This is a genomic window from Olsenella sp. An270, assembly GCF_002159735.1.
In the GTDB taxonomy this organism is placed as follows: Bacteria; Actinomycetota; Coriobacteriia; order Coriobacteriales; family Atopobiaceae; genus Thermophilibacter.
In genome coordinates, this window is record NZ_NFJF01000005.1 from 175,698 (window position 1) to 190,071 (window position 14,374).

The following is a 14,374-nucleotide window of genomic DNA, read 5'->3' on the forward strand; positions in this document are numbered from 1 at the left end:
GCGCGCAGCCCCGTTCCTACGCAGAGACGGCGATCCAGTCCCACGTGCGACGACGACGGTCCCAGCGCAGGCGTGCCCGCACGGAGGCCTCCTGTCCGTCGCGCAGCCCGAGCTCCCCCATCAGGCGTTCCGGCACCAGGCAGTCGCCCACGAAGGCCGACCCGCCGCGAGAGACCCTCACGGTCCCCGTCACGCGCCGCTCCACGTCATCGGGTCGCGGCGGCTCGACGTGCTCGACCGAATCTGCCACGAAGCCCCACGCGTCCTCATCCTCGCGATACGACGCGACGGCGACGCCGCTCAGCATCGAGAGATCGGCGATGCCCAGCTCCGCCACGGTCCGCGCCGGCACCAGCACGTCGCCCGTCGAGGCCGTGCCACCGGGCAGCCGCACAAAGCCGTAGTCGCCCACGCGCTCGAAGCGGCCCTCGAAGCGCCGCACGAAGACCGAGCGCAGCGCCTCGTCCCCGCAGACCTCCGGCGTCCCCAACACGGAGCGCCCGTCCGGTGAGAGCACGGCGTCGTAGACCTCGTGCGCCCTGAGCTCGCGCGCCAGGCGGGCGTCGTGCACCACGCTGCGCTCGATGCTCACCTGCGGCGCGCCAAACTCGCGCACGGCGGAGCGCCGATAGGCCGTGATGCCCAGGGCGCCGCGGCGCGGGCTCGCCCACTCCACGTAGATCGGCGTGCGCGGGAGGTCGTCCAGGGCCTCGGGGGTCTCCCCCTCCTCGTCCGGCGCCTCCCAGGTGCCGTGGCGCAGGTCCTCCGCCATCACGAAGGGCTCCGGGCCGGACCAGGACACCAGGGACTCGAGCTCCTCGGGGGACCCGGAGAAGGCCGAGAAGAGCGGACGCAGCAGCGGTCCCGCCTCCGACGTGGAGATCAGGACCCGCTCGCCGTCCGAGCGGGAGCGGCCGCCCGCGAGCCACTCGGCGTCCGGGACCACGACCGTCGCGGAGCGCAGGGAGTCGAGCAGCGCGCGGAGCCCCCGCTCGTCATGGGCGCGGCGCAGGTCCCACGCGAGGTCGGTCAGGCGGCGCAGGAGGTTCTTGTAGAGCACCTCGTTGCCGTCATCCGGCAGACGGAGCTCGGCGATGCCGCGCAGGTGCTCGGCCAGGCGCGGGGACGCGCCGTCACGGCGCACGAGGTCGCAGAGGACCCACGAGAGGGCGCGGGAGACGCGCTCGTCCCCCGGGTGGCGCGCATGCTCGCGGCGCGCGAGCCCGAGCGCCTCGTCCAGGCGCCCCGACTTCCGCATCGACGTGATGATCCCGCTCGCGCGGGCCGCGTCATCGCCCATGGCACCTCCCGCCGACGAGTCGCTCCCCTTTCGTCGAGTGTACGGGACTCGCGCCGCGGGCGCTTCTAGGAATCCTCGTCCTTGTCGCCAGGCGTTCTAGAAGTTGAGGCCCTTGTCCGAGAGCGATCCAGGAACTCGGGACGTTGTACCGCCCCGTTCTAGGATTCGGCGACATTGGCGAGAAGAACTCCGGGAATCCGGGAGGTTGTCCGGCCGCAGGTCCTTCTCGCCGGACAAGGGCGGCGATTCCTAGAAGTCCCTAGGACAAGGGCGGCAATTCCTGGACGCCCTACAGGCTCTCCAGCAGCTCGCGCATCGTGGCCTGGACCGCGTGCTCCGCGTTGGAACCGATCACGCGCTGGGCCACCTGCTTCACGGCGTAACGCGCGTTGGCCATCACGCAGGGGTGGCCCACGTAGCGCAGCATCGCGTAGTCGTTCATCGAGTCACCGAAGGCCATGACCTCGTCCGGCTGGATTCCCCAGTAGCGCATGACCTGCTCGAGCCCCGTGGCCTTGCTCACATGGCGCGGCGTCACGTCGATCCAGCGCGAGCCGCTCGGCAGGAAGGTGAACCACTCGGAGAGCTCGCGCTCCAAGACGTAGGCCATGTCCATGATCTGCTCGGGGCGGTCGCAGCAGATGGACGCCTTGATGATGCTCACGTCGGGCGACGGCGGGTCAAAGACGCAGATGGCGTCGGGCAGGTCCTTGTCCAGCTCGCGCACGTAGGCGCTCTGGTCGTTGAGCAGGAAGGCGTGGCCGGCGTCATAGAGCGCGAGGTGCAGACAGTCGAACATCTGGCACGTCTCGAAGAGGCGCATCACGGAGAGCGTGGAGAAGACCTCGCGGTCGAGCAGCCGGCCATCGGCGTAGACCTGCGTGCCGAGCGAGGCCACGTAGTCCATCTCGTCGGCGACGGGCTCGAAGAACCAGCGAAGCGTGTCGTAGCGACGGCCGGAGCTGGCCACGAAGCGCACGCCCCGCTCGGCGAGCCGGTGGATCAGCTCGAAGGTCTCCTCGGGGACCTGGGCGTCCTCGTCGAGCAGGGTGCCATCCATGTCTGACGCGATGAGCTTAATCACGACTCCTCCTTCAGGAACGCGGGCAGCTCGCCCGCCCTCGTCGCCCGGGCGACCTCCAGCAGCGCGTCGGCCACACCCTCGTCCGCGCACGCGCCCACGCGATGCCGCGCGGCGCGGAGCACCTCGTCGGTGGCGTTGGCCACGGCCACGGAGTGCGGGACCTTCCGCATGACGGCCAGGTCGTTCTCGGCGTCGCCGAAGACCACGACCTCGTCGAGCCCCACGCCCAGCGCCTCCAGCAGGACCTCGAGGCCGTCGGCCTTCGAGACGCCCGCCGGCAGCACGTCAAACCACTCGGCGAACGGCGAGACGATCATCACCTCGGGGACCGCCTCGGCGACGAGCGCGCGGCAGCGGTCCATGCGCTCCGGCGGTCCGGGGCAGGCGATCGTCGCCGCGATCATGTCCTCGTCGGGCACGGCGTCGACGCAGATGCCCGTGAAGGCCGAGCGCCGCTCGAAGGGAGCCGACTCCTCCTTGGTGGCGCGCACGCAGTAGGCAGGATTGGAGGCGTCCGTCTCGTTGGGGTAGCACACGAGGAACATGCCCCTCTCGCCGCGCAGCGCCTCGTCGATGCGCACGAGCTCGTCGTGGCCGAGAAGGACCGTGCGCACGTAGCGCCCCTCGGCACGCACGCGCTTGCCGTTGGAGAGGATGCCCGTCATGAAGCACGCCTCGTCGCCCCGGAAGAAGCGCATGAGCTCGACGTAGTCGCGGCCGGTGGCGGGGCCAAAGGGCACGCCGGCGTCGAGCAGCTCGTGGATGGCGCGGGCGGTGCGGTCGGAGACGTGGTCCGCGCCAAAGGGGATGAGGGTGTTGTCCATGTCGGACAGGACGAGCCTGATCACGCGTGCCTCCTCCCGCTCGTGGGCAGCAGGTCAAAGCGGTCGATGCTCATGAGGATCTGCTCCACGTCGACGATGCCCAGCAGCGTGACCGCGCGGCGGCCGTCCACCCAGACGACGAGGTTGCGAAAGCCCGTCCCGGCGCGCAGCCCCGACCACTCGAGGCGGTCAATCCGGTCGTAGCGGACCCACACCTTGGGCCCCACGAGCGGCGTGACCGCCATGCAGTCGCCGAAGGTGGAGACGCGATATCGGCAGATGGCCGCCCACAGCAGGAACGACGTGACGAGGAACGCGTCGAAGAAGGTCAGCACCGTCCCCTCGTCGGCGCCAAACACGTCCTGCTCGCAGAGCCAGGCGATGAGCAGGCCCAGCGCCGCCATGAACGCCATGGCGAGCACGATCGAGCGCGTGAACTCCGCCGAGACGACGTAGGTGTCGTGATGGCTGTGGTGGCGCTCCGTGATGCGGACGTTGCCCACGTGCTCGAACACGAGGGCGATGACCGGCACGGCCAGAGCCACGACGACGAGCAGCACGTCCACGGGCTACGCCTCCCCGCCCGGCGTCTGGGCGAACTTGGCGACGAGGCGCTCGAGGAGGTCGACCGTGAGCTCGAGGTTGCGCACGGGCACGAACTCGCGCACGGAGTGGGCGTTGTAGCCGCCCGTGGCGATGTTGGGGCAGGGCAGCCCGCGGAAGGTGAGCTGGGCGCCGTCGGTGCCGCCGCGCGCGGGCACGAGCACCGGCTCGATGCCGACCTCGCGGTTGGCCTCCAGCGCAAAGTCAACGAGGCACCTCTCGGCCTCCCCGAACTTCTCGGCCATGTTGCGGTACTGCTCGCGGAAGGACACCTCGACCGTGCCCTCGCCGTAGCGGTCGTTCAGGAACGCGGCGATGGCCCGGAAGGTCTTCTTGCGCCCCTCGAAGCCGTCGGCGTCGAAGTCGCGCAGGATGTAGGAGAGGGTGAGCGCGTCGGCCGTGCCCTCGATGTCGGTCGGGTGGTAGAAGCCCTCGCGGCCCTCGGTGTGCTCCGGGCGCTCGGAGGCGGGGACGAGCTGCTGGAACTCGGATGCCACGGTGATGGCGTTGACCATGACGTCCTTGGCGGCGCCCGGGTGCACCATCACGCCGCGCACGCGCACGGTGGCCTCGCAGGCCGAGAAGCACTCGTAGTTGAACTCGCCGAGGGCCTCGCCGTCCACGGTGTAGCCCCAGCGGGCGCCAAGCGCCTCGAGGTCGAGCAGCTCGGCGCCGTGGCCGATCTCCTCGTCGGGGACAAAGGCCACCTTGATGGTGGGATGCGGCAGGTCGGGGTTGGAAACGAGGCGGGCGAGAAGCGCGCAGATCTCGGCCACGCCGGCCTTGTCGTCGGCCGAGAGGAGCGTGGTGCCGTCGGTGCAGACGATGTCCTGCCCGACGAACTGGGCGAGGTCGGGCACCTGCTCGGTCGTGGTCTGGACCGGCACGCCGTCCACCACGCCGGAGACGAGCGGGCCGCCCTCGTAGCGCACCACGTGCGGGCGGACGCCCGAGGCGGGCGCGTCGGGCGAAGAGTCGATGTGGGCGCAGAGCAGAAGCGCCGGGCACCCCTCTGCCCCGGCGGATGCGGGCAGCGTCGCGGTCACGTAGGCGTGCTCGTCCACGGCCACGTCCTCGCAGCCGATCTCGCGCAGCTCATCGCCAAGGAAGCGCGCCATCTCGTGCTGACGGGGCGTGGACGGGGTCTCGTCCATGTTGTTGGGGTCGGACTGCGAGTCCACCTGCACGTAGCGCATGAAGCGCTCGAGGACGTCGGACATGGTGCCTCCTTCGACGGTTTTTCTCGCCTGCTAGTCTAACGCAGGGCACGGCGGCGCGTGTCAGCCGCCGGTACGGTGTGCCGGGGTCTACAATGGTGGGCGACGAAGGAGGCACGCCATGTCCGAGAGCTACCGGGAGCGCAGGCAGAGGAAACAGCCGCACCGCCGCGGGACCCGCATCGAGCCCGCGGCGCCGAGCCAGCCCGCAGGTCGCCCGGCCGCCCGACCAGCCCGCGCGCGCCAAGCAAAGACGCGGCTCTTCCCCGTCGTTATCGTGCTCGCCGCCCTCTTTGTGGTGGGGTGCGTGCTCGGCATCCGGGCGGCGCTCACGCCGGCGCCCGAGACGACCCCGGAGCCCGCGGGCCCCGCGACCGTCCACTTCGTCGCCGTGGGCGACAACCTGCCGGAGATCGGCATCGCCGCCTACGCCGACGCGCAGGCGGGCGAGGTGGGCGACGGCGACTACGACTACCGGCCCGTCTACGAACCCGTCCGAGACATCGTGCAGGCGGCCGACCTAGCCTACGTGAAGCAGGAGACGCACCTGGGCGGCGATGACATCGGGCCTCGGGGCTACCCGTCGTTCAACACCACCGACCAGATGGCCGACGCCATCGTGGACACGGGCTTTGACCTCGTGGCCTCCGCGTCGAACCACTCCTACGACTGGGGCTACTTCGGCGCCAACGACCACTCGCGCGAGGTCTGGAACGACCAGCCCGTCGTCTTCACCGGCACGGCGTCGAACGAGGAGGAGGCTGCGGAGATCGCCACCATAGAGCGCAGCGGCATCACGTTTGCCCTGCTCGACTACACCTACGGCGTGAACGGCTACGACCAGGCGGACCTGCCCGACTACGCCGTGAATTTCATCGACAAGGAGCGCATCGCAGACGACGTGGAGCGCGCCCAGGAGCTCGCCGACGTCGTGCTCGTTGCCATGCACTGGGGCACCGAGAACCTCATGGAGGCCGACGAGACCCAGCTCGAGTACGCGCAGTACCTCGCCGACCTCGGTGTGGACGTGGTGCTGGGATCGCACCCGCACGTCATCGGTCCCATGACGTGGCTCGAGGGCGAGGAGGGCAACCGTACGCTCGTGGCCTACTCGCTCGGCAACTTTGTGGTCAACCACGACGCCCCCAGCCCCAAGAACCAGCTCGAGGGGATGCTGAGCTGCGACTTCGTGCGCGAGGAGGAGGACGGCGAGGTGAGCGTCGAGAACGTCGTCTGGACGCCGCTCGTGATGCACACCGACGGCAGCACCTTCGCCGTCTACCCCCTCAAGGACTACACCGGTGAGCTGGCGGCCGCCAACCCCGTGTTCTCGGGGCTGGACGACCCCCTCACCTGGCTGCGCGACACGAGCGAGCAGGTGGTCAACTCCCTCGGCGACGAGTTCAAGATCGACGCGTAGCGACCCCGTCTTTAGTCGACGCCGGCGCGGGCCTTGAGGTCCACCAGGCGGGCGCGCTGCTCGGCGGAGAGCGGCAGGCCGTAGTCCTCGCCGAGCGTCGGGTCGTCAGGGTTCTCCAGCCTGAAGCCGCCGCGGTTCTCGCGGAAGTTCTCCTTGGCCACCGAGATCATCAGCTTGATGCGGTTGAGCTGGTTGACCTCGGAGGCGCCGGGGTCGTAGTCCACGGCCACGATGTTGCTCTCGGGGTGCATCTGGCGCAGGCGCTTGATGACGGACTTGCCCACGACGTGGTTGGGCAGGCACGCGAACGGCGAGCAGCACACGATGTTGGGCGTGCCGGTCTCGATGAGGTCGCACATCTCGGCCGTGAGCAGCCAGCCCTCGCCCATCGTGTTGCACAGGGACAGCACCTGCTCGGCCTTGGCGGCCAGCTCGAAGATGTCGGGGTACGCCTGGAAGCGCGTGGTCTTATCGAGCATCCTGTTGATGGGCTCGCGCAGGCCCTCGACGAGCTTGATGCCCGCCATGTGCGAGAGGCGGCTCGTGGCCTTGGTGCCGAGCTCGGCGTTGGTGTTGATCGCGTTGGTCATGCCAAAGAGGAAGAAGTCCACGAGGCCGGGCACGTTGGCCTCGCAGCCCTCCTGCTCGATGACCTTGACCACCTGGTTGTTGGCCGTGGGGTGGAACTTGACCAGGATCTCGCCAACCACGCCCACGCGCGGCTTGGAGCGGTCGTTCACGAGCGGCAGCGCCTCGAAGGCGTCCACGGTGCGCTGGCAGAGGTCATAGAAGCGCTTGCGCCCGCCGGCCACGATCACGCCCTTGGCGTCGGCCATCATGCGGTCGTAGAGCTCGTCGGCGGCGCCGGCCTCGGCCTCGTAGGGGCGCACGCGGTAGAGCAGCTGCATGATGAGGTCGCCGTAGAGCAGGGCATAGACGGCCTTGATGAGCAGGCCAGGGTCCTTGAGGACGTTGAAGCCGGGGTTCTTCTCGTCCAGGCCGGAGGCCGCGGTGAGGGAGATCACCGGGATCTCGGGGTGGCCGGAGTCCTTGAGGGCCTTGCGGATGAGGGCGATGTAGTTGGTGGCTCGGCAGCCGCCGCCGGTCTGGGTGATGATGACGGCCAGACGCGAGAGGTCGTACTTGCCGGAGAGCACCGCCTCCATGATCTGGCCGGTGACCAGGATGGACGGGTAGCAGATGTCGTTGTTGACGTACTTGAGGCCGGCCTCGACGGCGCCCTGGTCCACGGAGGGGAGCAGGACCACGTTGTAGCCGGAGCTCTTGAACAGCTCCTCGATCAGGTCAAAGTGGATCGGCGCCATCTGCGGCACGAGGATGGTGTAGCCCGCCTTCTGCATGTCCTCGGTGTAGCGGACCTTCTCGAAGGCGGCGCTGGCAGCCTCGCGGTAGACGGGCACGCGGCCCTCCTGCGTCTTGCGGGCGCGCTCGAGCGAGCCGTCGGCGTTCTTGACGCCCACGGGCTCGACCTCGCGGACCTCGCCGCGGCTGGCGGCGCGACGCAGCTCCTCGCGCTGCTCGGTGAGGGCGGCCATGAGGGAGCGGATGCGGATGCGCGCCGCGCCCAGGTTGGAGACCTGGTCGATCTTGAGGACGGTGTAGATCTTGCCGGACGCCTCGAGGATCTCCTGGACCTGGTCGGTGGTGAGGGCGTCGAGGCCGCAGCCAAACGAGAAGAGCTGGATGAGGTCCAGGTCGTTGCGGGAGGCCACGAAGCGCGCCGCACGGTAGAGGCGGCTGTGGAACATCCACTGGTCGATCACGCGGATGGGGCGCTCGGGCGTCATCTTGTGCGCGACGGAGTCCTCGGTGAGCACGGCAAAGCCGAAGGAGTGCACGAGCTCGGGGATGGCGTGGTTGATCTCGGGGTCGTTGTGGTAGGGGCGGCCCGCCAGCACGATGCCGTGGGCGTCGTGCTCCTCGATCCAGCGCAGGGCCTCGTCACCGGCGCGGTGCATGGCGTCCTTGAACGCGAGGTCCGCGTCCCAGGCGGCGTTGACGGCCTCGTCGATCTCGGCGCGGGTGATGCGCGCACCGCGCACGCGGCCGCGGCCGGCCTCCGCGTCCTTCTCGCGCTGCTCAACGACCAGCTCGAAGAGGCGGCGCTTGAGCTCCTTCTTCTTGTCGTACGGGATGAACGGGGCGAGGAACTCGATCTTGGAGCCCTGGCCCAGCTCGTCGACGTTGAGGCCGAGCGCCTGCGGATAGCTCATGACGATCGGGCAGTTGTAGTGGTTGGTCGCGCCGTCGTCCTCCTGGCGCTCCCAGCGGATGCAGGGCATCCAGATGAAGTCGGGGTCCTTCTCGATGAGGTTCATGATGTGGCCGTGGGAGAGCTTGGCCGGGTAGCACACGCTCTCGGACGGCATGGACTCGATGCCCGCGTCGTAGGTCTTGGCCGAGGTCTGGTCGGAGAGCACGACCGAGAAGCCCAGCTTGGTGAAGAACGCATGCCAGAACGGGTAGTTCTCGTACATGTTGAGCGAGCGCGGGATGCCCACCGTGCCGCGCGGCGCCTCGTCGACCGGCAGCACCGGACGGTCGAAGAGCAGCTTGTTCTTGAACTCAAAGAGGTTGGGCGCGTCGTTCTTCTTGGCGCGGCTGCCGCCGGCTCCCTTCTCGCATCGGTTGCCCGTGATGAAGCGACGGCCGCCGCCAAAGTCGTTGATCGTGAGCAGGCAGTTGTTGGAGCAGCGTCCGCAGTGGACGTTGGTGTGCTTGACCTGCAGGTTGTCGATGTCCTCGCGGGACAGGACCTGGGAGGTCCCCGCCGCACCGGCGCGGTCGCGGGCGAGAAGGGCCGCGCCGTAGGCACCCATGCAGCCCGCGATGTCCGGGCGGATGACGTCGCGCCCGGTCAGGACCTCGAAGGCGCGCAGGGTAGCGTCGGACATGAACGTGCCGCCCTGGACGACGCACCACTGGCCGATCTCGTCGAAGTCGCGGAGCTTGATGACCTTGAAGAGGGCGTTCTTGATGACGGAGTAGGAGAGGCCCGCGGCCACGTCGCCGATCGTCGCGCCCTCCTTCTGCGCCTGCTTGACGCGGGAGTTCATGAAGACGGTGCAGCGGGAGCCAAGGTCGACGGGGCTCTTGGCGCCCACGGCGGCCTGCGCGAACTCCTGGACGGTCATGTTCATGGACACGGCGAAGCTCTCGATGAAGGAGCCGCAGCCCGAGGAGCACGCCTCGTTGAGCATGATGTGCTCGATGACGCCGTCCTTGACCTGCAGGCACTTCATGTCCTGGCCGCCGATGTCCAGGATGAACTGGACGTCGGGCACGAAGGCCTTGGCGCCGCGCAGGTGCGCGACGGTCTCGATCTCACCGGAGTCGGCGCGCAGGGCCTCGATGAGGATCTGCTCGCCGTAGCCGGTGGTGGTCACGTGGCCGATCGAGCAGCCCTCGGGCAGGCGGTCGTAGATGTCGTCCATGATGCGGCGCGCGGTGCCCAGGACGTCGCCGTTGTTGTTGCCGTACCAGGTGTAGAGCAGCTCGCCGCCCTCACCCACCACGGCGCACTTCATCGTGGTGGAGCCGGCGTCGATGCCCACGAACACGCGACCGCGGTAGGTGGCCAGATCGCCCTTGGGGACCACCTGCTTGTCGTGGCGCTCCTTGAACTCCCGGTAGTCCTCCTCGGACTCGAAGAGTGGCTCGAGGCGCGCGACCTCGGAGCCCTGGACGTCCCTGAGCTCCTCGAGGAGGCGGATCACCTCGTCGAAGGTGACGTACTTCTCGGACTCACCGGCGAGCGCCGCGCCCGTGGCCACGAACAGGTGCGCGTTCTCGGGGACGATGATGTGCTCGTCGTCGAGGTTGAGCGTCAGGTAGAAGCGCTTGCGGAGCTCCGAGAGGTACTGGAGCGGGCCGCCGAGAAACGCCACGTGGCCGCGGATGGGGTGGCCGCACGCCAGGCCCGAGACCGTCTGGTTGGCCACGGCCTGGAAGATGGAGGCGGCGATGTCGGCCGGCTTGGCACCCTCGTTGAGCAGCGGCTGGACGTCGGACTTGGCGAAGACGCCGCAGCGGGACGCGATCGGGTGGATCTGGGTGGCGTCCTTGGCGAGCTCGTTCAGGCCGGAGGCGTCGGTGTGGAGCAGGGAGGCCATCTGGTCGATGAAGGCGCCCGTGCCGCCGGCGCAGGTGCCGTTCATGCGCTGCTCGATGCCGTTGTCGAAGTAGATGATCTTGGCGTCCTCGCCGCCCAGCTCGATGGCGCAGTCGGTCTGGGGGATGAGGGTCTCGACGGCGCGCTTGGAGGCGATGACCTCCTGGACGAACTCCAGTCCCAGCCAGTTGGCGAGCAGCATGCCGCCGGATCCGGTGATCGAGACGCGCATGGGCGCCGCGCCGATCACCTTGCGCGCGCGGGCGAAGAGCTCCTTGGCCGTCGCGCGGATGTCGGTGTGGTGGCGCTCGTAGTTGGCGTAGACGAGGTTATCGTTGTCGTCGATGACGGCAAGCTTCACCGTGGTGGAGCCCACGTCGATGCCCAGGCGCAGGTGCGCGTGGGAGAAGTCGGTCGCGTGCGCCGGGGAGAGCTCGGCGCCGTCCGCCTTGAGCTCGAGCGGCTTGCGCGCGCTCTTCTCGGCCTGAATGGAGTCAGCGGTCTTGGTCATCAGTTGTCCTCCTCGGAGCACATCGCGGCAAGGGCGAAGCTGGGCAGGTCAAGGTCGATGGGGTTGTCGTAGAGGTCGCCGGGGCGCACGAACATGAGCGCGGTCATGAGGCGCGCCATGACGCCCACGCCCTCCCGCATCCCGCCGTCGAGCCAGCGCAGCAGCACGCCGACCTCGGCGGAGATGGCGAAGGTGAGGTAGTAGTCGAAGAGCGGTCCCAGGGCGCGCAGGTTGAGGCCGTCGAGGGCGCGCGGCCCCACGACCTCGTAGGCGACCTTCTTGATGCGCTCGGCGAAGGCCGGGTCTCCCCCCTCGCCCAGGAGCGGCCGCAGGTAGTCCCCGCGGTCGCGGACGCAGCGGAGCAGCTCGGCGGCGCCGGGGGCGGGCCTGCCATGGTCGAGCGCGGAGCGCAGGTCGTCCAGGTGGCACGACGCCAGGCGCGCGAGCGGGGCGCGCAGCTCCGCCAGGGTCTCCTCCTCGATCTGGTTCACCAGGTCGGGGATGTCCCGGAAGTGGGAGTAGAAGGTGCGGCGCGTAACGCCGGCCCGCTCGGTCACCGCGGTCACGGTGACGCGGGAGAGGTCGCCCGTCGCGTCGATCTCGCGCGCGAGCGCGGCGCGCAGGGCCTGGCGGGTGCGGACGCTGCGCCTATCGGTGCTGAGCACGCATTCCTGCATGGGTGCCTTTCCGTGAGATATTTCACAGCGTGCGTAGTATTGCACAACCTGTGCAGAAACGGGAGCTGGCACAACATCTACACGCAGGTTCTTCTCGCCTGCCGAGAAGGACGCGCGGCGAGGGCTCCGTCGTGACAGAATGATTTGGTTGGGAGGTCTCATGGGAAAGCGCGTTGCCATCTTGCTGCTCGTCGTCGCGGTGATCGGGACGGGCGTCGTCGTGGGGACGACCCTGCTCCCCCGCCTGCGCGCCGACTCCGAGCAGACAGAGGCCCCCGCAACCGTCGAGGAGACGCCCGAGGAGCGCGTTGTCGTCCAAGAGGAGCAGCTCCATCCCGTGACCATGGCCGAGGCCGCCACCCTCACGTCGACCGGCGAGGACGGGCTCACCGTCACCGCGCCCGAGGCCTTCCTCGAGCGCGAGGAACTGAGCGCGGTCCGCTCGGAGATCGCAAAGCTCGAGGAGACGGGCGTCGAGGTCAGCGTTGCACTCGTCGACCTCGAGACGCGGCGCGGCCTCTGGTACGACGCGGACGCCAGCCGCTACCCCGCGAGCAGCATCAAGGCAGCGTACTGCACGTGGATCTGCGAGAGCCACGGCGGCTCGGGTGGCATGGCGAACTCCATGGCGAGCTGCCTCCTCTACTCCTCCAACGACGACTACCACGCCCTGCTCGACGCGTTTGGCCTGTCGGCCTACGCCGCGTGGCTCGGCGAGAAGGGCGCGCCGCAGGCGGCGTCGACGGGCGACTTCTACTACTACCCCTACACCACGGCGAACGAGCTCGCCTCCATCTGGCAGGAGATCCACCGCTACGGCACGTCGGGAGAGGCGGGATCAGAGGAGCTCGTCGGCTACCTCTCGCAGACCACCAGCACCCCCCTCGGAGAGACGCTGCGCGATTCCTGCGAGGTCTGGAGCAAGGCGGGCTGGTACCCCGCCGACGGGACCGGCCTCCAGTCCACCAACGACGCCGGCGTGGTCTTCTCGGACACGGGGACCTACGTCGTCGTGATCATGACGAACATGAGCTCCAACCTCGACGGCCTCAAGCCGCTGATCGCCGCCCTCGACGAGGCGCACGACGTCATGTGCGGCGACGAGGTCGCCTACTACGAGTAGCTACGGGGACGCTAGAGGCGCGCCACGCTCTGGCGCTCGACGAAGGTCGTCGAGAGGTGCACCACGCTCGTGTAGTCGCGCGGCTCGCGCATGCGCTCCACGAGCGTGCGGACGGCAAGCTCGCCCATCTCGCGGTTGGGGACGCGCACCGTGGACAGCGGCGGGTTGGAGATGCTGGCGTAGGTGAGGTCGTCAAAGCCGAACATCGAGACGTCCTCGGGGATCTTGATGCCCCACTCCGTCATCGCGCGCATGCAGCCAAACGCCATGATGTCGTTCTCCACGAAGAACGCCGAGGGCAGCGTGGGGTTTGTCGCCAGCCATTCGCGCATCGACTCGTAAGCGCTGTTGACGACCGTCCCCACCTCGACGCGGAACGCGGGGTTGACGGGGAGGTTGGCCTCCCGCATCGCCCTGCGGTAGCCGCGCTCGCGCAGCGGGAAGTTCTTGATGCGATAGGAGCCGGCGATGTAGCCGATCTCGCGGTGGCCCATCTCGATGAGGTAGCTCACCGCGCGGAACGCCGAGTTCTCGTTGGAGGTCACGATGCAGTCCAGGAACAGGTGGTCGCTCCAGCCGTCCACGACCACGAGGGGGACCTCGGAGCCGCGGAAGAGGTCGTAGTCCTCCTCCGCCATCTCGGTGCCCAGGAGCACGATGGCACTCGAGCTGTCATGGGTGACCTCGTACGCCTGGCGCGCCGCCGCCTGCCTGTCCGCGAGCTCGATGGTCGTGAAGACCGTGCTCATGTCCTGCAGGCTCGCCGCACGCTCGACCCCCTCGATCACGCCGGGGTGAAACGTGCCCTCGTCGAGCACCAGGCCGTTCTTGCGCGCCAGGACAAAGTTGACGTGCGTGACGCGGCTGGGACGGTCATAGCCGAGCTCGTGGGCCGCACGGAGGATGATGGCAGCTGTTTCCTTGTTCACACCTCGTTTGTGGTTGAGCGCATTGGAGACCGTGGCCGGAGAGAACCCCGTCTTCCTACTGATCTCTCGAACGCCCACGTTTCTCATCGTATCCTCCGACCTTCTCGTCTTCTAAACACAATCCATTTAACACCACCAAACGTTTTGTACCACTGACAAGAAGATGTTTTCGCCAGCCGGTTCCGCGGACGGCCGACAAACCCGGAGACCGCCGTCCTTGTCGCCCGCCCGCTCCAGAAAACGCCGCTCTTGTCTGGGCCCACTCCAAGAATCGCCGCCCTTGTCGAACAGCGGTCTAGAAATCCCGGCCCTTGTCCGAGCCCACTCTAAGAAATGCCGCCCTTGTCGCCGTCCGTTCTAGAAATTGCCGAGCTTGTACTGCTCGCAGCCTTCCAAGCCGTACAACCCCGCCGTTTTTTAGATCGCACTCGGACAAGGGCGGGGTTTCCTGATATGAGAGAGTCTCCGTCAAGCGACAAATCCGCCCCGGCCCCGGTCCCCCGGCGCCAGGGCCGCGCTCGTATGTCGCCCTCCCGGGGCGGGCCGCGTCTCGG

At 68.5% G+C, this 14,374-nt stretch carries 10 protein-coding genes; 2 read left to right on the plus strand and 8 right to left on the minus strand.

Annotated elements, in window-relative coordinates; genetic code table 11:
- Nucleotides 1-16: 16 nt before the first annotated feature.
- From B5F73_RS07140 to pepT, 5 genes are all read right to left on the minus strand, one after another.
- Entirely contained in the window at nt 17-1,300 is a 1,284-nt protein-coding gene (locus tag B5F73_RS07140; RefSeq protein WP_087227556.1) for a hypothetical protein, read from the minus strand.
- 289 nt (nt 1,301-1,589) lie between these two features.
- Nucleotides 1,590-2,384, minus strand: a complete 795-nt coding sequence (locus B5F73_RS07145) for an HAD family hydrolase (protein WP_087227557.1) — start codon at nt 2,382-2,384, stop codon at nt 1,590-1,592.
- Nucleotides 2,381-3,232 (minus strand): HAD family hydrolase, encoded by an 852-nt coding sequence (locus tag B5F73_RS07150; protein ID WP_087227558.1) that lies wholly within the window; start codon nt 3,230-3,232, stop codon nt 2,381-2,383. The genes B5F73_RS07145 and B5F73_RS07150 overlap by 4 nt, the downstream gene beginning before the upstream one ends.
- Nucleotides 3,229-3,774, minus strand: coding sequence for a hypothetical protein (locus B5F73_RS07155; protein WP_087227559.1), 546 nt, complete (start codon nt 3,772-3,774; stop codon nt 3,229-3,231). The genes B5F73_RS07150 and B5F73_RS07155 overlap by 4 nt, the downstream gene beginning before the upstream one ends.
- 3 nt (nt 3,775-3,777) lie before the next feature.
- Nucleotides 3,778-5,031, minus strand: a complete 1,254-nt coding sequence (pepT, locus tag B5F73_RS07160; RefSeq protein WP_087227560.1) for a peptidase T — start codon at nt 5,029-5,031, stop codon at nt 3,778-3,780.
- A 118-nt stretch (nt 5,032-5,149) separates the two neighbouring features.
- Here pepT and B5F73_RS07165 point away from each other — a divergent pair, with 118 nt between their 5' ends.
- Complete coding sequence (locus tag B5F73_RS07165) at nt 5,150-6,448, plus strand: CapA family protein (RefSeq protein WP_087227561.1); 1,299 nt, start codon at nt 5,150-5,152, stop codon at nt 6,446-6,448.
- 11 nt (nt 6,449-6,459) lie between these two features.
- On the opposite strand, the gene B5F73_RS07170 is transcribed toward B5F73_RS07165, so the two are convergent.
- Nucleotides 6,460-11,091 (minus strand): 2-hydroxyacyl-CoA dehydratase, encoded by a 4,632-nt coding sequence (locus B5F73_RS07170; protein WP_087227562.1) that lies wholly within the window; start codon nt 11,089-11,091, stop codon nt 6,460-6,462.
- Complete coding sequence (locus B5F73_RS07175; RefSeq protein WP_239379834.1) at nt 11,091-11,756, minus strand: TetR/AcrR family transcriptional regulator; 666 nt, start codon at nt 11,754-11,756, stop codon at nt 11,091-11,093. The genes B5F73_RS07170 and B5F73_RS07175 overlap by 1 nt, the downstream gene beginning before the upstream one ends.
- Nucleotides 11,757-11,928: 172 nt before the next feature.
- On the opposite strand from B5F73_RS07175, the gene B5F73_RS07180 reads away from it, so the two are divergent.
- On the plus strand, nt 11,929-12,891 hold the full coding sequence (locus B5F73_RS07180) for a serine hydrolase (RefSeq protein WP_143803163.1): 963 nt from the start codon (nt 11,929-11,931) through the stop codon (nt 12,889-12,891).
- An 11-nt stretch (nt 12,892-12,902) separates the two neighbouring features.
- Here B5F73_RS07180 and B5F73_RS07185 read toward each other — a convergent pair whose 3' ends face one another.
- Entirely contained in the window at nt 12,903-13,907 is a 1,005-nt protein-coding gene (locus B5F73_RS07185; protein ID WP_087227565.1) for a substrate-binding domain-containing protein, read from the minus strand.
- Between the last annotated feature and the right edge of the window lie 467 nt (nt 13,908-14,374).

What these genes read in the sequence shown, in the direction of transcription:
- B5F73_RS07180 (WP_143803163.1), top strand. Translation starts at nt 11,929, where the DNA reads ATGGGAAAGCGCGTTGCCATCTTGCTGCTCGTCGTCGCGGTGATCGGG.
- B5F73_RS07170 (WP_087227562.1), bottom strand. Translation starts at nt 11,091, where the DNA reads ATGACCAAGACCGCTGACTCCATTCAGGCCGAGAAGAGCGCGCGCAAG.
- B5F73_RS07165 (WP_087227561.1), top strand. Translation starts at nt 5,150, where the DNA reads ATGTCCGAGAGCTACCGGGAGCGCAGGCAGAGGAAACAGCCGCACCGC.
- pepT (WP_087227560.1), bottom strand. Translation starts at nt 5,031, where the DNA reads ATGTCCGACGTCCTCGAGCGCTTCATGCGCTACGTGCAGGTGGACTCG.
- B5F73_RS07185 (WP_087227565.1), bottom strand. Translation starts at nt 13,907, where the DNA reads ATGAGAAACGTGGGCGTTCGAGAGATCAGTAGGAAGACGGGGTTCTCT.
- B5F73_RS07140 (WP_087227556.1), bottom strand. Translation starts at nt 1,300, where the DNA reads ATGGGCGATGACGCGGCCCGCGCGAGCGGGATCATCACGTCGATGCGG.